The 20,948-nt window shown below is 66.1% G+C and carries 19 protein-coding genes and 1 tRNA gene; 7 read left to right on the forward strand and 13 right to left on the reverse strand.

The features are described 5' to 3' along the window. On the forward strand, positions 1-321 hold the full coding sequence (locus tag ACSQ18_RS03895) for a DMT family transporter (protein ID WP_144807394.1): 321 nt from the start codon (positions 1-3) through the stop codon (positions 319-321). Positions 322-473: 152 nt separating this feature from the next. Here ACSQ18_RS03895 and ACSQ18_RS03900 read toward each other — a convergent pair whose 3' ends face one another. The 5 genes from ACSQ18_RS03900 to ACSQ18_RS03920 form a co-directional block, all read right to left on the reverse strand. Further along, positions 474-680 (reverse strand): hypothetical protein, encoded by a 207-nt coding sequence (locus ACSQ18_RS03900; RefSeq protein ID WP_436035866.1) that lies wholly within the window; start codon positions 678-680, stop codon positions 474-476. A gap of 586 nt (positions 681-1,266) precedes the next feature. Beyond that, positions 1,267-1,839, reverse strand: coding sequence for a DnaJ domain-containing protein (locus ACSQ18_RS03905; protein ID WP_436035867.1), 573 nt, complete (start codon positions 1,837-1,839; stop codon positions 1,267-1,269). Next, positions 1,836-2,315 (reverse strand): hypothetical protein, encoded by a 480-nt coding sequence (locus tag ACSQ18_RS03910; RefSeq protein WP_436035868.1) that lies wholly within the window; start codon positions 2,313-2,315, stop codon positions 1,836-1,838. The genes ACSQ18_RS03905 and ACSQ18_RS03910 overlap by 4 nt, the downstream gene beginning before the upstream one ends. A 60-nt stretch (positions 2,316-2,375) precedes the next feature. Then, entirely contained in the window at positions 2,376-3,662 is a 1,287-nt protein-coding gene (locus tag ACSQ18_RS03915) for an APC family permease (protein WP_436035869.1), read from the reverse strand. Positions 3,663-3,841: 179 nt separating this feature from the next. Beyond that, positions 3,842-4,372 carry a MarR family winged helix-turn-helix transcriptional regulator gene (locus ACSQ18_RS03920; protein ID WP_436035870.1) on the reverse strand — a complete coding sequence of 177 codons (531 nt, stop codon included), beginning with the start codon at positions 4,370-4,372 and terminating at the stop codon, positions 3,842-3,844. Positions 4,373-4,678: 306 nt separating this feature from the next. Between ACSQ18_RS03920 and ACSQ18_RS03925 the strand changes: the two genes are divergently transcribed. Beyond that, complete coding sequence (locus tag ACSQ18_RS03925) at positions 4,679-4,930, forward strand: hypothetical protein (RefSeq protein ID WP_436035871.1); 252 nt, start codon at positions 4,679-4,681, stop codon at positions 4,928-4,930. A gap of 241 nt (positions 4,931-5,171) precedes the next feature. On the opposite strand, the gene ACSQ18_RS03930 is transcribed toward ACSQ18_RS03925, so the two are convergent. From ACSQ18_RS03930 to ACSQ18_RS03945, 4 genes are read right to left on the reverse strand one after another with little or no spacing between them, the layout of a single operon-like run. Further along, positions 5,172-5,843 carry a DUF7002 family protein gene (locus ACSQ18_RS03930; protein ID WP_436035872.1) on the reverse strand — a complete coding sequence of 224 codons (672 nt, stop codon included), beginning with the start codon at positions 5,841-5,843 and terminating at the stop codon, positions 5,172-5,174. Continuing rightward, the gene (locus ACSQ18_RS03935) at positions 5,837-7,486 is read right to left on the reverse strand and encodes an adenylosuccinate synthetase (RefSeq protein WP_436035873.1); all 1,650 of its coding nucleotides are present in this window, start codon (positions 7,484-7,486) and stop codon (positions 5,837-5,839) included. The genes ACSQ18_RS03930 and ACSQ18_RS03935 overlap by 7 nt, the downstream gene beginning before the upstream one ends. An 11-nt stretch (positions 7,487-7,497) precedes the next feature. Next, positions 7,498-8,889, reverse strand: coding sequence for an ImmA/IrrE family metallo-endopeptidase (locus tag ACSQ18_RS03940; RefSeq protein ID WP_436035874.1), 1,392 nt, complete (start codon positions 8,887-8,889; stop codon positions 7,498-7,500). A gap of 9 nt (positions 8,890-8,898) precedes the next feature. Further along, positions 8,899-9,288 carry a hypothetical protein gene (locus ACSQ18_RS03945; protein ID WP_436035875.1) on the reverse strand — a complete coding sequence of 130 codons (390 nt, stop codon included), beginning with the start codon at positions 9,286-9,288 and terminating at the stop codon, positions 8,899-8,901. A 341-nt stretch (positions 9,289-9,629) separates the two neighbouring features. On the opposite strand from ACSQ18_RS03945, the gene ACSQ18_RS03950 reads away from it, so the two are divergent. Next, positions 9,630-10,742 carry a hypothetical protein gene (locus ACSQ18_RS03950; protein ID WP_436035876.1) on the forward strand — a complete coding sequence of 371 codons (1,113 nt, stop codon included), beginning with the start codon at positions 9,630-9,632 and terminating at the stop codon, positions 10,740-10,742. 202 nt (positions 10,743-10,944) lie between these two features. Here the strand turns inward: ACSQ18_RS03950 and ACSQ18_RS03955 are convergent, their stop codons facing one another. Both ACSQ18_RS03955 and ACSQ18_RS03960 read right to left on the reverse strand, forming a co-directional pair. Continuing rightward, positions 10,945-11,880 (reverse strand): hypothetical protein, encoded by a 936-nt coding sequence (locus tag ACSQ18_RS03955; protein WP_436035877.1) that lies wholly within the window; start codon positions 11,878-11,880, stop codon positions 10,945-10,947. Positions 11,881-12,518: 638 nt separating this feature from the next. Beyond that, positions 12,519-14,144 carry an exonuclease domain-containing protein gene (locus ACSQ18_RS03960; protein WP_436035878.1) on the reverse strand — a complete coding sequence of 542 codons (1,626 nt, stop codon included), beginning with the start codon at positions 14,142-14,144 and terminating at the stop codon, positions 12,519-12,521. 261 nt (positions 14,145-14,405) lie between these two features. Between ACSQ18_RS03960 and ACSQ18_RS03965 the strand changes: the two genes are divergently transcribed. Continuing rightward, positions 14,406-15,935: an McrB family protein gene (locus tag ACSQ18_RS03965; RefSeq protein ID WP_436035879.1), complete on the forward strand. Its 1,530-nt coding sequence runs from the start codon at positions 14,406-14,408 to the stop codon at positions 15,933-15,935. Beyond that, entirely contained in the window at positions 15,932-17,164 is a 1,233-nt protein-coding gene (locus ACSQ18_RS03970; protein WP_436035880.1) for a 5-methylcytosine restriction system specificity protein McrC, read from the forward strand. Before ACSQ18_RS03965 ends, ACSQ18_RS03970 begins: the two co-directional genes overlap by 4 nt. Positions 17,165-17,263: 99 nt before the next feature. On the opposite strand, the gene ACSQ18_RS03975 is transcribed toward ACSQ18_RS03970, so the two are convergent. Both ACSQ18_RS03975 and ACSQ18_RS03980 read right to left on the reverse strand, forming a co-directional pair. Continuing rightward, a tRNA-Arg gene (locus ACSQ18_RS03975) sits at positions 17,264-17,336 on the reverse strand. Positions 17,337-17,352: 16 nt separating this feature from the next. Beyond that, a complete protein-coding gene (locus ACSQ18_RS03980) occupies positions 17,353-18,123 on the reverse strand; it encodes an SGNH/GDSL hydrolase family protein (RefSeq protein WP_436035881.1) in 771 nt (256 codons plus the stop codon). 102 nt (positions 18,124-18,225) lie between these two features. Here ACSQ18_RS03980 and ACSQ18_RS03985 point away from each other — a divergent pair, with 102 nt between their 5' ends. Next, on the forward strand, positions 18,226-19,071 hold the full coding sequence (locus ACSQ18_RS03985; RefSeq protein ID WP_436035882.1) for a transglutaminase-like domain-containing protein: 846 nt from the start codon (positions 18,226-18,228) through the stop codon (positions 19,069-19,071). A gap of 206 nt (positions 19,072-19,277) precedes the next feature. Beyond that, a complete protein-coding gene (argS, locus tag ACSQ18_RS03990; RefSeq protein ID WP_436035883.1) occupies positions 19,278-20,942 on the forward strand; it encodes an arginine--tRNA ligase in 1,665 nt (554 codons plus the stop codon). Positions 20,943-20,948 lie beyond the last annotated feature (6 nt).

Genomic DNA, 20,948 nt, shown 5'->3' on the forward strand with positions numbered 1-20,948 from the left:
ATGTCGTGGGTCATCCTCATCGTGTCCGGAGTGCTCGAGGCCGTGTGGGCCACGGCGCTCGGCAAGTCCGAAGGCTTCACGCGCCTGTGGCCGACGGTCGTCTTCGGCGTCGCGCTCGCCGCCAGCATGGGCGGTCTCGCGTGGGCCATGCGCGACATCTCCACCGGTACGGCCTACGCCGTGTGGGTGGGGATCGGTGCGTCGCTCACCGTGGCGTGGGCGATGATCACCGGCGACGAGGACTTCTCGATCGTGAAGACCCTGCTCATCCTCGGTCTCGTCGGCTGCGTCGTGGGCTTGAAACTCGTCGGCGAGCACTGACGCCCGTCGGTCGTTGAGCGAGCGCAGGTCCCCCGGTCGTTGAGCGAGCGCAGCGAGACGAAACGGCCCCCCGAGCGCAGCGAGACGAAACGCACCCCCTCAGCCCTCCCCTTCGGTCGTTGAGCGAGCGGAGCGAGACGAAACGCGCCTCCTCAGCGCAGAAGGTCTAGCAGCACCGGTCCGAACACGACCAGTGCTGCGACCGGCACCACCAGCAGGCCGAGCGCGGCGATGCCGATGGCCGCCATGCTGCCGAGGATCGACAGCACCGCCGCGCCCGTCGCCGACGCCCCGCGAGCAGCGACCGTCCGTGCGGATCGGGCGGGGGAGAGCGGGAGTGGAACGGTCGCGGTGGCCATGATTCGACGGTACGAATCGGCGTGCGGATGCCGCGTCGCCCGCGGGTCGCATCGGCATCCATCGGAAGGATGATCCTGTGCGCGAGAAGCACCCCAGTTTCACCTTCAACGTGAACGAGAGGTGACTTTCGGGCGAAGTATTGACGCGGATTCCGGGCTGAGTATCTTTGGTCTCGCGAAGGAAAACGGAAACGAAAGAACCTCGAAAGAGGAACCGACACAGGAACCGAGAACGCACTGATGATCGCCCCGGAGCTTCGGTTCCGGGGCGATCTTCGCGTGCGCCCGAGGCAGGTTTTCGGAGATGTGCAGGATCGCGGAGCTCCGGATGCCGCGGCCTCCGCGATCGTGCACATCTCCGCGGTTTTGGCATCCGTGGAGGGATGGTGCACCCGCGCCGTGTATCGCACCCACGTGCGGCGCACTCGCGTGCTCCCACGCGCAGGATTTCGGAGATGTGCAGGATCGCGGAGCTCCGGATGCCGCAGCCTCCGCGATCGTGCACATCTCCGCAGTTTTGGCATCCGTGGTGGGCGGTGGCACCCGCGGGCGGCACCCGCAGGTGGCGCACCCGCGACCCCGCGGGCTAGAGCAGTGCGGTGATCGCCGCCGCGACGGCGATCGCGGCGGCGAGAACGCCGACGCTGGACCAGGCGATGACGCGGGGCCAATCGATCCAGCGCCGCGAACGTCTGCCGATGCCGAACCCCGCGGCATCCGTGAAGGCGACGAACTCCTCGAACCGCATCGTCACGCGGGGCGCCGCCTCCGGACGTCGGGTTTCGCTCGTGCGCGGACGGGCGCGCGGGCGCGGCGGGGGATCGGCCGGGGCCGCTTCCGGCGGCGAGGGTGCGTCACAGGGCGAGGATGCCGATGACGCGCGGTGCGATGCAGCCTCCGGACCCCGCGCCCCAGCCGGCGCAGCACCCGACGCCCCACCCGGCGACGCCGGTGCGAGCGCGACCCACGAGAGCAGCGCGTCGCGGGCGGCCCGTGCGCGGTCGAACTCGCTCGCGAGCCGGGCGCGGTCGGCGTCGTGTGCGCCGGGGTGACGGTCGGGATGGACGTCGCGGGCCCGTGCGCGGAACGCCCGGTGGATGTCGCTGGTGCTCGCGTCGCGGCCGAGGCCCAGGCAGGTGCGTGCTTCGTCGAGGGTCATCCGGCATCCAGGAGATAGCGCTGGTACTCGCGCGTGAGGTACTGGCGCCGGCTCTCCTCGGCGATCTCGGCGAACCGCCGGAGGGCGCGGCGCGTGATGCGGGCCCAGACGACGGCGTACACGATGTAGCTCGCCAGGGCGACGCCGAGGAGGGCGAACGAGGCGAGGGCGAACGCGTCGTCGCGCGTCACGCTGCCGAGGATCCGGGAGCCGACCCCGAGGAGCATCAGCGTGAAGCCGGCGTGCAGCCAGATGCGCGTCCGCCGGTAGAGCTGAGCCTGGCTCTGCGTCCAGAGGGGGTTGGGCTGCCAGAACCGCCATCCTCGGGGCGCGGGTCGGAGGTGGGTCGTGGGTGTCCAGTCGGCCGGCGGCACCCAGAACGCGTTCGTGCGGATCCAGCGGTCGGTCGGCACCGGCCATCCGCGGGGCACGCGGAAGTCGGCGGGCACGCCCGCGACGCGGATCGTTCTGGCCACGGGCTCCCCTCCCAGATGAGAACGCTCTCATCTGACGATAGCGCCCAAGCACCTGCGGCGTCACGGGCCGAGGGGCGTCACTTTTCGGGCTGAGCGGTGCCGGTGCCATCGGTCGTAGCCGAGCCCGACGAGCCACGCGACAGCGGGGACGGCGAACGGGAAGGGGTCGGCGGCGATCCCGAACGCGGCGACGAGGCCCAGCGCGAGCAGAGCCAACCCCGGCACCACCCAGCGACGGAACACCCCGGACGGTCCTCCGCCCCACGCCATCCGGCTGGCCGCGACCACGGCGGGGGGAACGATGAGCGCCGCGCTCGCGACGGCGATCACGCGGTCGCCGGGAAGGAGGAGCGCGGCGGCGCCGGCGACCGAGACGAGGAGCATCGTTGCCGTCAGGGGCGCGCGGGTGCTCTGGCGCAACCGGCCCAGTCGTCGCGAGGCCGCCGCGGGCAGCACCTCGTCGCGCGCCGCGGAGAAGATGATGCGCGCGCCCTGCATGGCGATGACGATCGCAGCGTTGAGACAGGCGATGGCCGCGCTGCCGAGGACGGCGGCCTGAAGGGCGGGCGACGCGTGGAATCCCGAAAGCGCGGTGAGGAGTCCGCCGTCGGCGTCTGGCGCGACCGGGCCGCACCAGTTGCCGAGTAGGAGGGCCAGGAGCGGCACGAACTCGAGCACGAATGTGAAGGCGAGAGTCCACCCGACGGCGCGGGCGGCGAGCCGACCGGCGTCGAGGTCTTCTTCGCCGAGGATCACCGCCGACCCGAAGCCCGCCAGCGCGAAGTACGCGACCGCGACGAACGCCAGCACCACGCCCGGATCGAGCGTCGCGAGCGATGACCGTGCCGCGTCGACGCAGCTGCCGACGGATGCCTCGGAGTTCGCGAACGCGACGATCCCCACGGCGGTGATTCCGAGCACCGCGACGATCTCGATGAACAGCATCACGGAGGTGATGCGGGCGCCGCGTCGCACGTGCTGGGGAGCGACGAGCGCCACCACGGCGCACAGCGCCAGCGCCGACCACGTCTCGGTGCCAGGCCCGAGGATGCCGGAGAGCAGCCCTGCCGCCCCCTGGATCATCGCAGCGATCGCGAGGACGAGCCCGACGATCGTGACCGCCCACGTGGAGCGGGCGACTCCGGTTCCGAGGAGCCGGCGGGCGAACGCGTACTCGCCGCCCGCGCTCGGGAACCGACGCCCGAGCGACGAGTAGCAGTACGCGAGCGGCACGCACAGGAGTCCGGCGGCCAGGAAGGCGATCGGCGCGCCCCAGTGGAGGGCGAACAGGACGGCGGGCAGGATCACCACGACCGACGACGCCGGAGTTACGGAAGAGATAGACACGCGGATGACGTCGCCGAGGCGCAGCGCACGCGCCAAAGTCGGCCGCGCGTGACGATGGGATGCCGAAGCCACCGGAGCCTCCCCTCTCCTCAGGAGAGAAGACGGCGGCGAGGCGAAAATCTGACGGTCTGCTGCGGAAAATGCCGACTCGGCCGTCAGGACGGGTGGGGGAGGGGGGGCTACGGCTGCGCGCGTCGGTCTTCCCACCCGGCAAGCAGTGCGCTGAGGAGGTCGGCGAGGCGGCGTTTGCCGTCGTCGTCCAGGGCGGAGGAGAACTGCTTCTCTACCGTGTTCATGAGTCGGAAGAGGTCGAGCATCATGCGGTCGCCCTCGTCGCTGAGCCGCACGAGGCTCCGCCGTGCGTCGTCCGGGTCGCCGCGCCGCATGATGAGGTTGCGCGCGGAGAGCTGCGCCAGGATCGTCGTCAGTCCCGACTTGGACACCATGGCCGCCTGCGCCACCCATCCGGCATCCCGCTCGCCGAACAGCCAGAGGTTCCACACCACTTCGAACTGCGGCCAGGACAGGCCGTACTCGTCGAGCACGTTGGCCGTCTGGAACGAGCGGGCGGCATCGGCGGCCTGGTGGAGCAGCCAGACGGCGCGGAACGAGTCGCGGTCGAGGGAGCCCTCGTAGCGCGCGAGAACGTCCTGCGTCGCGTGCTCGTACTCGGCCTGGGACACGAATCCGGGACCACGGTTCGTCGACATCTCGTTCCTCCGTCCTTCGCTGTGACACAACACTACGTCCGCGAACGAACTTCTTGCGCATCTCGTCTTCCGCGGGTACAGTCTAGTTATTCGTTCGAGAACGAACTAAAGAAGGCCCACAGATGTGCTCGTCCCCGCGTCCTCCCTCACGCGTGACGGGCCTCGGGCTGTCCTTCCCCCCGGGGCCAGCCGGGAGGCGGGGGGACCGGCGCTCGCCGGCCCCCCCGCCTCCTCTTCTTCCTTCGGCTCGGACGCGCGGCTCGCTATGGTCGGCAGTGACACCTTCGCCCTCGAACGGAGCAGCCCATGAGCGTTCACGCGACCACCTCACGTCCGCCGTTGCCGCAGCCGATCGCCTGGCTCTACGCCATCGCCGTGCTCGTCTTGATTCTCAGCGTGGGCGCGGCGGTGTGGGTAGGGCTGCTGGTGGGATTCGATGCGTCGCTGACGTTCACGGCATCCATGGCCGGGGTCGCGATCGGCGCGTTCGTGCCGGCGCTCCTCGGTCACGGGATCGTCGTCGCCGTGCACGACACCGTGTGGCAGCGTCGCGGCTGACGTCCGAGCGTCCGAGGGGGCGGTGTGTACGGCCCGTCAGGTCACGGCGGTGTCAGACTGCGGAGGGATTCGAGGAAATCACAGGGATGAGTGCTCGTCCGAAGCCGGCATAAGCGGATGAGTACCACTACGCGTCGCATCGATTGGACGCGCTGATGAACGCACGACAAGGGTTCCCCGCCTCGCTCGGTCGGTAGGCCAGACGGCTTCACTGCGCGACTGGGGGCGCGGCATTTCGCTGCTATGGGTAGAGCCGCTCGACCTCGACTCCGCCTTGGACCCGACGCACCTCTACGACGTGGGGGAGCAGGTCCCTCACACCTTCAATGACCGCGAGCTCGACGATCGCGTTCATGGCCCCGCGACGTCGACGTTGAGCGACGTAGTCGTAATCCTCGATCGCTGTGAACGTTGTGGATCCGCGAGGAGGCGCACTCGGATACAACGTTGCCCCTGAGTTCATCCGTGACAGTCTTACGCGATCCCCTACAGCGTCAAGCAGACTCCGGGTATCGACCGTAATCACATCCTGTTGCTGATGCCTATACCGTCTCGCCTTCAGAAGGCCTTGCAGCTTTTCGGGATGCAGCCAAAAGAACACCCTTGAATTGAGGATGCGCAGCCATTCCTCCACGGTGACGTCTTCCAGAGCGTTCCGGAGGTGCGTGAGATTGAGAGGGCCTTGGTCGCGGATGACTACACGACCGTACAGAGGGTGATCTATCACGGTCGAGCCTGATCGACGCTCCGACAGAAGAGCGTGCGATTCTGCTTCCTCTAAATTTGCCGACAGCACCAGCTCCTCAGTGGTAATCAGTCCGTGCTGCCGAATCCCATGCCAACTGCCAGCCTCGGCCATGTGAAAGAGCCGCGGATGCCGAGCGATTAGGTCTTCGCGATCCACCGCTACCACTCCCTCCGGTCGATCAAGCTCCGGGTGTCGAAGCCTGTACTGATTAGCGAAACGGGCGCTCCAGCGACTCGCGAGACCTCTTCCACGAAGTGGATTGTGCCTTTTGCCAGCTGGTCGAACCGTCGGGCGTTCATGTTCGACCCGTCGAGATAGTCAACGAAGGTCAGAGCGATGTCCGTAGCGCCATTCAACTCCGATGCACGCTGCAGCATCTCCCAGTCGAACTCGCTCACGCGTCGGTCGGTCTGCGAGACAGATCCCTTCTCGACCCGCCGCAGGTCATCCCCGTTCAGACCTGAACGCTCCGCGACCACGTCCCAATCGATCTCTTGCGACATACGCCCGGAGGTCGAGTTGGCGGGATTCCCGACACGAATTGGGTACGTCCGGACCACCATGATGACTCGGCGGAGGCGGTGCGGACCGATTCCAGCCTCGGAGAGACACGCCGCGGTAGTGGTGTCGCGACTGGTCACGAAGGGGTAGTAGCCATGGAAGAGGCTAAGCAAGGTGCCCTGAGTTCCCTCGAGCATCACCCGCTTCTCGGCTGCAAACGCTTGCTCGAGACGGCTGGCCGTGGAGCCGACGTAGGGCGCCAGTTCCGGGACGTCCCTCGCGAGACGAACCGGCGGTTCGTGCTGCGCGCTACGGCCCATGATGCGACGCGATGCCGCCGACCCGCCGCCTTTCCCAGTGGATGCGATTGTCGCCTTCAACGTCGCTTCGGCAGCCACGTCCTCCGCCTCGATAACCATCGCTTGCGAGTCGATCACGAGCCGATCCGCTTCTACAGCGCAGTCTGCGATCTCTCCCATGAGAACGTCGAGATCCAGAGTGGTACCTGGACCGATCAACAGGAGCGCGTTCGAGTTTGCTAGCGTCCCAGACGGGAGCAACCGATGCGTGTACGGGGGTTCCGTTGGCACTCTGTGGCCAGCGTTGGGCCCCCCCACGCGCATCAGCACGTCGTACTCGTGGGCAAGGTGATAGGCGATGTTCCCCTTGCCTTCGCTGCCATATTGACCGCCGACGTACACATCGACCAGTCGCTCGGCTCGAGAACTCCACATGCCGAGAGCGGCAGCCGCGCGCGTGAGGACATCAGCGATAGAACTTCGATCGGTATCGATGGCAACGTCCGCGTTGGCCTGCAAAGAGGTGACGTTAGCTTCCGTGGCGTTCATTGCAACGGCGTCATAGTTCTCGAGCTCGGCGATTCCGCTGTCGCTTCGGTTCGCGTATCTGTAGCCAAGCACCGATCGCGGAGCGTGCACATGGATGTGCGTCACAAGCGAGGGGAAGGCTGCGCGAAGAGCCTCGATTTGCCCAACGGTGCGGACTGCGTCGACCACGACCAGTGAGGAAGCAGCGCCACCGCGCGCCACCAGCGCCGAGACGCCCTCGGCGACCCACTGTTCCCTAGTGTCGCGGTCGAGCCTCTCACCGTATTCCTGCAGCGCCCGTCGCTCGTTCGGCAGAGCTTCGCCAGCGCGCGCTGCAGCGTCGTACATGAGTTCCTGGGTGCGGACATACGTGACATCGAATCGACCAGCCAGACCCTGACCAAGTGTTGACTTGCCGGATCCGACCTGACCGCTAAGAACAACGATCCGCGGCGACGGCTCGCCAGCGGACTCCGCCACTGAGCCCATACTTATCGTGAACCCCCGCTCGCGGGCAACGTGTGTACAACGACTGGCACACCCTTGCTGGTGAGTTGGTGAAGGAGGATGTCCTGGATCATGTCCCAGCGGCCGCCTGCTTGGCCGGCTCCCAACCGCGGGACATGCACGGTTGCGCCATCTCGAAGTGCCACATCCGCGACGGACGCGAGGCTGGCGGACAAGGCATGGTAGTCGAGACGGGGTTGTGTACTTCGGCCGAAACCTGCTTGAGCAACCAGACTTGCGATCGTTGTGGATCCTCCCGTGCCCGGGGGCTGCGAGAAATGCACGTTGCCGAGCTTCTGGTTGGCGGGATCGGAAAGAACCCAGCCGCGATATGAGCTCGCCGACAAGGGAAACGCGCGGGTCAAGGCGCCACCCACTCCGAAGCGGCTCCAACCGCGTGTGGAGTCTGGGACGACGTGGGCAATGATCACTGGGCCCGCGTTCGACCCTGCTGTGACGATATCTCCAGTAACGAATTCAATACCCTCGGCAGAGCTCGGAGTAGATATGGGCTCGACTAGCGCCAGGATTCTTGGCCAGCGGCGGCCAGGGTAGGCGGGAACACCAACCGCCTGAACGCGGACATCGACGCCTTTGACATTTTCCATGCCCCGCGACGTCTGGCCCACGGCGGAACATGCAAGGAGAGTCGTCAACCCGTCGACTCGCTCACCATGCTCGAGAGCAGGAAGGAGCTCAACGGACCGGGGTGACCGATCAACGTAGTCCACCCGGATGTCCTGCCCGCCCATGTCCATCGGTCGAGACGCCGCGACGAGCAATATGGGGCGACTAGATTCGCCAACGACCCGCCGCAATAGCGCCTCCGTTGAAACATCTAGGCGCCGTCGCGCCTCCATGAAGAAGTCGATGTCGGGGTCGATGGTCAGCAGACCAGCTACGGAAGAGTCGGGCATGAGGAGTTCTGCAGCGATGATGTCGCAAATCAGCTCGAGTTCCCAGTCGTCGCTAGCCACGACTGACTCGACCGACCCAGCGGCCGTTCGATGTCGCGGTTGGTCGGCTACATCGGGGAATCGCGAATGCGCAAGCTCATGCGCGATGCTGAACCGAAGCCGGCCACGTGGCCTGCCCGGGTTGTACTCGATGGACATTCGACCGTCGATGACTCGAATTTGGGCGTCGATGAGGTCGTCGCGCGGGTTCAAGGCCAGGCCGAGGCGCTCGGCGAGAGCCAGCACGTCGACCGGCGGACCGCCCGCGCCCGCCTCGAGAGCGGCGTCGTAAAGTTCTCGCGCCACCTCACGAGCGGCAACGATCGGATCTTTGCCGGCCGCGAACGCCAGCACCGACCGGTTCGACCAGTAACGACCCTGATGGCTGAGCCCGACTCGCTCGGCGACCTCCTGCGACATGCCCGATCGTCAGTCCAAGAACAGCGGCGGCTGATCAAGCAAAACAGCGTGAATGTCCGGGGGCCGATAGGTAGATGGTTTGAGGATCTTCCCGTCTGCACGCCTCACTGGGCGCCCGTCCGCGCCCAGCTTGCTGATGTTCGACCGATGGACCTCACGGATGACCGCATCTAGATCGATACCATACGTGAGGGCAGCTCCGTACGCGACATAGACGATGTCGGCGAGAGCGTCCGCAATACCAACGGCGTTGCCTTCGTGCGTGGCTTCTCGAAACTCCTCGACCTCTTCGACGAGGAGATCAACGCGCAACTGAGCGAGAACCGGATCCACATGACCGCGGGGGCGGCTTGAAATTGGTAGCGCGAACCGTCGGTGAAAGTCCGCGACCGACTCCATTGCTTCACTGTGTCGCGGCCTTCGGCCGCTGGACGGTGACACACGAGGCGGAAGTCCCAGATCTAACTCGGGCTGCGGATGCTTCCGGCCGGCGTGGGTCCGTGTGCCATCGAGTACGTCGCCCATGCTCGGATTCTGCCACACGCGTTGTCTCGACGGTACGGTCGAGGCGGATGGTTAACGACGCCGAGTCTCCCGGTCCGAGATGGTACGCCCTCCGCCGTGAGCGATCATGGCGACATCACCCAAGACCTGCAGGACCCGGAAGAGCCGAGGGAACTCAGCAAGAGCCGAGGGAGCTCAGCAGCGCGGCGGCTAGGCACCGATAGTGTCTGGTCACGGTGAGTCAAGACCTGATTGGGCTGGAGGCGTTGATGTGGGGAAGCAAGCGAAACGCGCGCAAGCGTGTGACGCGGGTCGAGCAGACTCCCGACGGTGGAGATCGAACGTCGGCGGTGGAGTCCCGCCTGCGCTCTGATTACGTGGATGTTGAGGCGGACCGTGTTGCCGCGCACAATGCGAACTCCCGCCTCAACTACGCGACGAGCGACACGGAAGCGGCAGAGAAGTTCGCCGACTTCCGCATGCGGGATCCGTTCCCGGATGTCCCTCCTGCACTTCTTAACTCCGCGGACATCGCCGACTACGTGTCAGCAACAGGGATGATCCATCCGTTCGACCCGGCGAAGTTGAAGTCCGCGAGCTATGAAGTGAGCATCCTGGGCGACTACGTCATGCACACTCCGGAAGGTGGAGTGGTGCACGGCACTCTGACTGAGGACAAGCCCTTCCTGTTGCCTCGAAACAGCATCGCGTACATGTCCGTGGAGCCGAAGTTTCGCCTGCCCGATTACATCGCACTACGCCACAACCTCAAGATCAAGAACATCTACCGCGGTCTGTTGGTTGGAACGGGTCCCCTCATTGACCCGGGTTTTGTGGGGAGGATCTCGCTCCCGCTCCACAACCTGACTGATCGCGACTACGTGCTCGAGGCGGGGGAGGGAACGATCTGGGTTGAATTCACAAAGCTCAGCCCTTCGCCCCGATGGGCAGACGTAGCAATGCTGGGCGGGGCACTCCCACGCAGCGGCGCATATGTGCCGTTCCCCAGCCCTGCCATGAAGGACAAGGGTCCGGTCGAGTACGTCAACGATGCCGTCGGCGCCGACCGGGTGCCTGGGGCCAGCACGGCCGAGATTGCGCTGGATGCTCGAGACGCTAAGAAGGAAGCGAAGAGGGCACGCAACATCGCCTGGGCAGGACTCGCAACGATTGTGCTCGGAGCTGTTGCCCTGGTCGCTGTGCCGTTGGCGCTTCTGCAGCCTCGGCTTGACGATCTTAGTGGTCAGCTGACCGATCTCCGGCGTCAAGTCGCCGAGGTGGACGATGCGTGGCCGACGCCAGCCGCGACGCTAGCACCGAGTCAAGGGACGCCCACGCCGACCCCGTAGCGCCGCACTGCGGACGCTGGGAACCGGTACCAGTGCGCCACTGGTAGCGCGTGCGTCGGCCCGTCGATTCTCGACGCATCGCTCGGCCGCGTCGCTCGGCGGGAGACTTCAGCTACACGCTGACCAGACGTATGCCGCACTATACGACCGGAGCGCGCCCGCCCGGCAGGCGTCCCGGAACGGGTGCGCGTTCCGGGATCGCCTATTCGAAGAGAGGCTCGAGGGATTGAGCGAGCGCCGCAGCGCGATTCATTGCGTCATCGGTTACACCCGGACTCCTTGTGAGGACCCTGAGCTTCTCGCGTTTGAGGTAGTTGCGGACGATCGGTTGCACGTCGTCGTGCAGGAGGGTGAGGTCGACGTGACCGCCGTCGAGTGTCACTCCATTCGCGTTCGTGACGAGGAACGGGGAGCTTCTTCCGTCGAACACATCGACCAGCGCAGCGTCGTCGGTGACAAACAAGATCGGAAGCGGCCACGTTCCTCGTAACGGCGGAACGGTCATCATCGCGGGGATCCGGGTGTACATCAGGTCCCAGGTTGCTCCCCAGACCGCGTCCGCACTGCCGCGCGGCCGGCCGAGTTTGAGCAGCCGTTCGGCTTTGCCGGGTTGATCGCCGCGGCCTGCCAGGAGCTTGAAGCCGATCCATGCTTCCTGGCCAGGCGAGACACGGAGTTCATGCTCTAGCCACGTTGCGAAGCGCTCCACACGCTCCCGACGGGAGTTCAGCCGCTCGCGATGGAGGCTGGCTGCCTTCAGGAATGTCGCGTACGAGATCATGAACCATGCCCGGAATGGATCAGGCTCATATGGGTAGTCGTCGGCCACTGAGTCGATCACCAGACCGCCGCTATCCCCGCCATCCAGTAGGTGCAGGAGGTAGCCCGGTGCCTGTGCCAAATACACCGAGGCGACATCGGTGCGAGCGTTGTAGCGAGACACGTCGTGCGCCTGAGGCGCACGACGTGTCTCAGGTTCCGCTGCGGCGAACGCCCCCAGAACCGCCGCGCCTCTCGGAATTGCCAATACGAGGCGGCGCAGCCGTTGGATCTCGGTTGAAGTCAGGTTCAACGGCTCGAAACGCGCCTGCCGCCGATGAATGTTCTCGATGCGAGCGCTGATGTTCCAGTCGAGCATGACCGTTCCTGCCCACGGCAAGCCTCCGAGCGGGATTTCGAAGTAGGTGCTTCTACCCGCCCTAGGAGTTGCGCGGGGCAGCGCGGCAGGCGACTTCATCCTCAGCCCGAACGAATCAAAGACGGGCTCGTCGCCCATACTCGCCCCGTTCCACACACCCCAGATTCTGCTCGGGGCTAACGACATCGGTGTAGATGAGCCAGCGAACCGGCACGATGAGGTTCGCTTTCGTGCGGAGCGCACTCGCTGAGTCACGAGCCGCGGCGGCCGCTCCGGCGCGTTCAACCCGACGATAAAGCCCACGTCGAGCGACGGCGGCTCTTCTCCGGGCGGCCGCACGTGGGCGGTTCGGGTTCGCTCCTACCCATGGCAACAGCGGCCACCGAAGTCTCGTCGGAACAGGAGCGCCGCCTCGACGACGACAACACCGAGCACGATCGCCGCAGGGAGAACCACGACGAGCAACCCGCGGCCCGGAGCGCGGCTGGTTCGCGACTAATGCTCGGTCACCTTTGGAAAGCCGCCGAACCCGTGCCGAGTGTGCTCAGGCGACCCGTCGAATGTCCATCCAAACCCTAGTGGCTCGATCGCAGCACGAACCCCGTCCGCTTACCGACTTTGCCCGCATGCGGATCGGCCTACGGGCTTGTGGGCTCCTTCTGCGCATCGAGCAGCGCAAGTTCGTATGCTTGAACAAGTTCGGTCGAGAGCCTGCCGCGCACTCCGACGGTGTAGCCGTTCTCGATGCCCCATGCGCGGATCTCACCGGGAGAGGTGGACGTTTGAACCGTGACGGGCGTGCTCCCAGCGACCGCTTTCGTGGCCGCTGTTAAGGCACGTCTCGTCTCGGGTGTGGAGGCCTTCGCGGGTTGGAGGTGGTTGAGCAGTATGGCGTACGTCTCGGGATCAACGATCCGGGTCCCAAGTTCGTGCGCTCGCGCGAGCTTGCCCCCTGCGAAGGAGCCGTCACTGACGAGCATCGCGGTGAGGCCGGAAACAGCTCCGATCACGCGGACGCCGAGTTCCTGGGTTCGTTGCTCCAGCCGTGCTCGTTCACGCTCGCGCCCATCGAAGCCCGTGAATACGACCTTCTCGCCGACGCGCAGCGGCTCCCCGAGTGCCCAGTCCGCAGGAAGCGGAACGAGTTTCGCGCTGAGCCGTGTTGCGCGCGCGGCGTCTGCGTCGGCGATCAGCTTCGGAACGAGTTCGCCCGACAGTCGCAGCGACGATGCGATGGACTCGAGTTCGGTCCGCTCGTCGCGGGAAACGTGGCCGTCGTCGAGCGCCTTGTGCGCGAGGGCGAGCACGAGGGCCTGGTGAGCGTCAGCCACATCGGCGTCACCGAGCTCGTAGACCTCGACGAGGTCCTGCAAAGCGGCGGCTTCGTCTCCGGAGATGACGCCGTCCTCGAGCGCATCCAGCAGGGTTTCGACGTACGTGAGTGATCCTACGGGTGCGCCTTCGTCAAGCACTTCGACGAGGCTGAGCTTCGACAGCTGCGTGATAAGCGCAGGCTGCTTCGGCTTCGCCTTGGTGACCCTGATCGGACGCGACCGAGCCGAGACCCGCTCGTCGGGCAACAATGCAAGCGGTGCCCGGCTCGGTCCTGAGGGCCACACCACGCCTCGTGCGTCACTTTGCACCGAGACAAGTGCCGGGTGCGGACGCACTCGACCTTGCGCCTGCAGATAGTGACGAAGAAGTCCCGCGGTCGCACGAGCATCGGCGAGCGCCGAGTGGGCATCGTTCAGCGGGACGCGAGCGCTCCAGCAGCAGTCGACCAGACGACGCCGGTCCAGATTCGGCAGGTAGTGATGGCTACCGTCGAGCGTGCAGTACGCCGGAAGCCAAGGCACGTCCCATCCAGCGCGGCGGAACTCCGCGCGGAGGAACGCGAGATCGAAGCGTGCGTTGTGCGCAGCGATGGGCAGCCCCGCGATGTACGGCACGACGGATGCCGCGACATCGCGAAACAGAGGCGCGTTCGCGACATCGGCCTGCGTTATGCCGTGAATGTGCGTTGCGCCGACAGGCCCCTCGGGGTTGAACCTAGTCGACCACTCGTCGACGACGTTGCCACCTCGATCCACCCGGACGACCGCAAGCTCCAGCACCCGGTCCTTCTTCGGTGACAGGCCCGTCGTCTCCAAGTCGACGATGGCGAAGTAGGGCGGGCGCGAAGCCGGCGGCGGCGGCACTACCCGCGAAGCCGCCGCATCCTTCTTCGCGCTACCGCCGCCGAACAGCCAATCGAGCCAGCCCATGCTTCTCCCCACGTCCCCGCGCTGCCGGTTGACGAGCGCACTCGACCATCATGCCGCGGCGCGCCGACGTGGCATGATGGTCGCGATGACCCACGGGTATGTCGTCGAGTGAGTAACGAGTTCAAGTCCCGTTACTCCCCCCGATGTCACCGCTTGGGGATCGGGCAGCGGGTGACCCCGCTATTGATGGTGTGATCCCTCGCCCGCGGGGCACCGGGATGGCTCCGCCCACCGGAGTAGCGCCTGCAATAGGTTGGCGAGATGACAGACGAACCCCAAAGCCTCCCGCGTGGCCTTGGCGAACTGATCCAGGGAGTGCTCGAGCTCCAAGTCCACTTCACCCCCCTGGCTTCGCCCGCGATGTCGCGCCGTCGCGAACTGATCAACGCAATCGCAGGTGAGTTCGTCTCTCTTCTCGCTTCGTCGGATGATCATGTATCGCAGGTGAAGGGAAGCAATGGGGCCGGCAACAATGCAAAGGTGCCTTGGGTGCGGGTTTTCGATCCTGCTCAATCGCCCCGACCAACACTCGGCTGGTACGTCGTGCTCCTCTTCGCCGCGGACGGATCTGCGGCCTATCTGTCGCTCAACCAGGGCGTAACCAAGCTGGATGCGGGAGGCATCGAAGTTAACGTTTCAGATGGATGGGGGCGAGTGTCCGAATCGCCCGCCTCGAGGACTCCATTGATGGACGAAGCAACTCGCGATGTTGACCTCCGCGACCCCGGTCTCGGCGCCCAATACGCTCGCGGCAACCTGCTGGCCTTCAGATACAGCCGAGACGAGATTCCGAGTGACGGGGACATCAAACGGCACCTTCGCTGGCTGTCAGAGCTCTTAACGATTCTTCCGACTACCAACGCACTTCCCAGTCAGAATCGCACTCCGGCGGAGCCGGCAGTCCGCGAGGCTCCGGCGTTCCAAGACGCGGAGGAGGCGGAACTCAGGACGATCCGAAACGCGATCCACTGGTCTGAGGACGAGATCCTGAACACGGTTGAGAGCCTTCGGGACGCGAGTCCGCAGATCGTGTTGGCGGGACCTCCAGGGACGGGCAAGACCTTCGTTGCTCGCCACCTTGCTGCCTACCTTCTCGGGCAAGCGGGGTACGTCGACAACAATCCGCAGATCGAAGTTGTACAGTTCCATCCGACCTACGGGTATGAGGAGTTCGTCGAGGGTCTCCGGCCTACGGTTGGCTCCACCGGCGCGTTCGAGTTCGCCCCGGTTGCCGGGACGATCGTCCAACTGGCCGACGCGATCGCAGAAGACGGCCAGCCGCGCGTACTCATCATCGACGAAATGAATCGGGCGAATCTTCCCCGAGTATTCGGCGAGCTGTACTACCTGCTTGAATACCGCGAGCAGGAAGTCCGACTCATGTACCGGAACAGGTTCGCGTTGCCGGAACAGCTGTTCATCATCGGAACCATGAACACTGCGGACCGGAGTATCCGGAGCGTCGACTTCGCGCTACGAAGGCGCTTCGACTTCTTCGATGTCACCCCATCATCAGAGATTCTGAAGGCGCACTACTCCGAGGACGTTCATGTGAATGAGCTCGGACCGTCCCTGTACTCCGGATTCGATGCCCTGAATGAAGCAGTCTTCGCGCTCATGGGTGATCGTCACCACGGCATCGGCCACAGCTACTTCATGCTGGATCGAATGAGTCGGGCAACTCTCCGGGCAGTGTGGGAACGGCAGGTGCAGCCGCTACTGGAGGACTATGTCGGCGGCAACGTCGCGAGTCTTGATGGCCTAAGCGTTGAGACCCTCTTCGGCGAATGAAGATACTCCGCCTCATGGAGGCGCGAACAGCCACACATGTGCTCACCGACGACCAAGCGGGGAGGCTCGCTCTCCTCGGTAAGAAGCTCGCGGGGGAGCCGCGGTGGTGGGGAAGCAACGGCGCGCACAGCGACGATTTCCGATCCGTCTTCCGGCTGACCAAACTCTTCGGAGGCAGCTGGAGTATCGAAGTTGGCAACGTAGTTGGCGTCGTCGGACTTCCGGACCTGACGATCATCGTCGAACCGAAGATTGGCATGCAGCACTTCATGCACCTGCTCGCCCGGTCAAACGGCATGCCTCGCGTCGACTCGTCGATGTCGTCGCTCGATGCTGCTGCAGGTCTTCAGCGACTCGTAATCGAATGGTTCGTTGGAGAGCTCGACACGGTATTCCGTCGGGGTCTTGTGAAGGACTACGTGCATTCGTCGGAACGGCTTCCGCACGTGCGGGGGCATGTCAACTTGGTGACAACATCCCGCCAGTGGCTGCAGGGCCGTGTGCTCGTGGACTGCGAGTTCGACGATTTCACCGAAGCCACACCGTTCAACCAGTACTTGGCAGCGGCTGTTTCCCAGTCGATTCGCTCCCCGGCGGTTGACGACCGCCTTCGGATGAGGCTGGCCTACTTTGCACGCGAGCTTCCGTCTGCGTCCCGTGAAGCGCGGGACGACGTCGATCTCGAACGACTCCCCGCGCGCTATCGCCATTACCAGACAGCTCTGAAGTACGCGTTCGACATCCTTACCGGGGTCGGCCGCTCCCTCGAGTCCGGCGACCACGCCTCTGGGACGTTCCTCTTCAACTCGGCAGCCGTTGCCGAGGATGCGATCCGCGAGGTGCTCGCCGATGCACTCGCCCCGATGCGCGTCGTCAAGACCGGTGGACGCCACCTGCTACCAGCGTTTGTATCGGTGAATCCAGACCTTGAGATAGGGCCGCCTCCATTCACGGGGGACGTCAAGTACAAAGTTGGTGATCGGAGCTGGAATCGCCAGGACCTCGCCCAAGCCGTCCTGTTCGCCGCGGCATACAAGAGTCCGCACGCGGTTATCGCAGACTTCGCTCAGATGGAGGTACTTCACCCATCGCTGAAGGTCGGCGACATCCACGTTTCACGTCTCCGTTGGGCAATTGGCGAAGGGACCAATCCCGAAGACTCTGAGCGCCACTTCGCAGAGTCTGCTCGCTTGTACATCTCGCAAGCACACGTAGTGGGCCGCGACTAAGGTCTTCGTTCGCCACCACCCGAGAGAGGACAGGCCCGACCTCAGCTGCCTATCGCAGAGGCTGCTGACGCCGAGTAATCCCAAACTCCGAAGAGTAAGTGCCCCCGACAGGAATCGAACCTGCGACCTTTGGTACCGGAAACCAACGCTCTATCCCCTGAGCTACGGAGGCGCACTGATCGAGGTTATCACCGCGTGATGGCCTCGACCGCCGCGGCCAGCCGCTCGGCAAGGTAGCGGTGTCCTGGCGTCGACGGGTGGAGCCGACCGATCTCGCTGGTGTCGATCACGTCGAGGTAATCGGCATCCGTGATCCAGTTCTCGGCGACGGGGGAGATGTACCACCAGCTGCGCGCGGCGGCGAGGCGGGCCAGTTCGGCGTCGACGGCGGCCGTCGACTCCTCGAGGGGGAGGATGTGGGGCGCCGGGCCGAGGATCACGATGGGCGCCTCGGGGTAGAGCGCGGCGAGCTCGTCCCACGCGTCTGTGACGGCATCCCGGTAGCCCTCGGGGTAGAGCTTGCGGTCGTTTATCGACCCCTGCACGATCACGAGGTCGGGGTCGAGCGCCGGGTCGAGCAGGTCGATGCGCTGCCCGAAGGTGAGGCCGCTCTTGCCGGGGCGGAGGTATCCACTGCCCTGGATGCCGTCGACCACCGTGGTCCAGCCGGTGAGCTCGGCCACGACGTACGCGTACCCCTGGCCCGGCGCGGCGGCTTCTCCCCAGGTCCATGAGTCGCCGAAGATCAGCACCCGTGCGCCCTCGGGCAGCGTGATCGGCTCGGGCGGCGTGGCCACGGCGACCTCGTCGGCGCCGGCGACGAGCGCGGCCGGCGGGGGAGCCCACGGGCGCCAGAACGCGAGCACCGCGATGACCGCGACGAGCACCGCGAGGGCCGCGATCGCCCAGGCGGGCAGGCGTGCGGGCGCGCGCCGCGTCGAGAGCCCCATCGTCCCCATGCGATGAGGGTATGTCACGAATCCCACAGGGGGAAACGGTTTCTTGACCCCTCCTCTCGTGGGGGTCAACCACCACCCCTGAGGGCATGCGAGGATATCCCGGTGCATCGCATCGTCACCGCCGAACTCGACCTGGAACTGGGGTCGCCCGTCGACCTCATCTTCCAGATCGCGGCGGCCCAGCCCGCACCCGTCGTGCGCGAGGAGCTCACCTTCCTCCAGGGGGATCGCGTGTACATGCCGACGGAGATCGTCGACCAGTCCGGCAGCCGCCTGCACCGCCTCCAGGGCGAGGCGGGGCCGCTCCAGATCCGCTACGAAGCGCTCATCGACGGACAGGTCTCCCCACGCGCCACGAGCGACCTCGAAGCCATCACCTACCTGCGCCCGAGCCGCTACTGCCAGTCCGACGAGGTGTTCTCGCAGGCACGTCGCCAGTTCCGTGGCCTGCAGGGCCAAGAGCTGATCACGGCGGTGAGCGAGTTCGTCGCGACGTCGACCACGTACACGCCCGGACTCAGCCAGGGCACCGACTCGGCCGTCACCACCCTCATGACGGGCCAGGGCGTCTGCCGCGACTACGCGCACGTCGTCATCGCGCTCCTGCGCGCCATGGACATGCCCGCCCGCTACGCCGCCTGCTACGCGCCGGGCCTGCGCCCCATGGACTTCCACGCCGTCGCCGAGGCCTACCACGACGGCACCTGGTACGTCATCGACGCCACGCGTCTCGCGAACCGGCGCTCGCTCGTGCGCATCGCGACGGGCCGGGATGCCGCGGACTGCGCCTTCCTCAGCTACCACGGCGGGTATGTGGGCCTGCAGCGGATGCGCGTCGACGCGCTCGTGGTGCCCGACGACACGGCCGATGTGGAAGCCCTGGATGCCGCGGCCGCGGCATCCGATCCGACCCTCGACGACTTCGGATCGCTCGTTCAGCTCGCCTGACCCGTTCGGGGACGGGAGCGGCGGCGTTTCGTCTCGGGCGCTGTGCGCCCTCGCTCAACGACCGGGGGAGCGGACGGGGGAGCGGCGGGGGCGGCGGCGTTTCGTCTCGGGCGCTGTGCGCCCTCGCTCAACGACCGGGGGCAGACCTCGGTCGTTGAGCGAGCGGAGCGAGACGAAACGCCGCACCCTCGTAGAATCGGAGGGTTATGAATCCTGAAGCGCTCGCCGTCGCCCTGCTCGCCGTCGTCACCCCCCTCGCGGAGGCCCGACGCCCCGGCTCCAGCGAGAGCCTCACGGTGCAGGACTTCGTGCTCGAGCGTCCCAAGAGCCGCGACCACGGCGACTGGGCCTCCAACGCCGCCCTCAAGCTCAGCAAGGTCGTCGGCGCCAACCCGCGCGAGTTCGCCGCCGAGATCGCCGAGGCGCTCGCCGCCACCGACGGCGTCGCGAGCGTCGAGGTCGCCGGGCCCGGGTTCATCAACATCCGCCTCGACGCCGCGGCGGCCGGCGCGCTCGCCCGCACGATCGTCGAGGCCGGCACCGCGTTCGGCACGAACGACTCCCGTAGCGACGAGGTCATCAACCTCGAGTTCGTGAGCGCGAACCCCACGGGCCCCATCCACCTGGGCGGCACCCGGTGGGCCGCGGTGGGCGATGCGCTCGCCCGCATCCTCTCCTCGCAGGGCGCCCAGGTGACCCGCGAGTACTACTTCAACGACCACGGCGCCCAGATCGACCGCTTCGCGCGCAGCCTCGTCGCCGCGCACGAGGGACTGCCCACGCCCGAAGACGGCTACGGCGGCGGCTACATCGCCGACATCGCCCAGCGCGTCGTCGCGGCTTACGACGGCGACATCGACGCGCTCGACCCCGCCGCGAAGCAGGAGGCGTTCCGCGAGGTGGGCGTCGGGCTCATGTTCGACGAGATCAAGGCGTCGCTCCACAACTTCGGCGTCGACTTCGACGTCTACTTCCACGAGAACGACCTGCACACCTCCGGCGCGGTCGACCGGGCCGTCGCACGGCTGCGCGAACTCGGCCACATCTACGAAGCCGACGGCGCGACCTGGCTGCGCTCGACCGACTTCGGCGACGACAAGGACCGCGTCGTCATCAAGAGCGACGGCCAGCCCGCCTACATCTCGGGCGACCTCGCCTATTACCTCGACAAGCGCGAGCGCGGCTTCAACCGGTGCATCATCATGCTCGGTGCCGACCACCACGGCTACGTGCAGCGCCTCATGGCGATGACGGCGGCCTTCGGCGACGAGCCGTCCGTCAACCTCCAGATCCTCATCGGCCAGATGGTGAACCTCGTCAAGGAGGGTCAGCCGGTGCGCATGTCCAAGCGCGCCGGCACGGTCGTGACGATGGAAGACCTCGTCGAGATCGTCGGCGTCGACGCGGCCCGCTACGCCCTCACGCGCAGCTCGGCCGACTCGAACCTCGACATCGACCTCGATGTGCTGCAGAAGCGCACGAACGACAACCCCGTCTTCTACGTGCAGTACGCCCACGCGCGCACCCACAACGTCGGGCGCAACGCGGCGGCGGCCGGGGTCACCCGCGACGCGTTCGCGCCCGAGCTGCTCGACCACGAGACCGAGTCGGCGCTGCTGGGCGCCCTGCAGGAGTTCCCGCGCGTCGTCGCGTTCGCGGCCGAGGTGCGCGAGCCGCACCGCGTCGCGCGCTACCTCGAAGAGCTCGCCGGGCTCTACCACCGCTGGTACGACAACTGCCGCGTCACGCCGCTCGGCGACGAGGAGGTCACCGACCTCCACCGCACGCGGCTGTGGCTCAATGACGCCACCGGTCAGGTGCTCCGCAACGGACTCACCCTCCTCGGGGTCACCGCCCCCGAGCGCATGTGACGGATG

This window comes from Microbacterium sp. LjRoot45, assembly GCF_964253325.1.
In the GTDB taxonomy this organism is placed as follows: Bacteria; Actinomycetota; Actinomycetes; order Actinomycetales; family Microbacteriaceae; genus Microbacterium.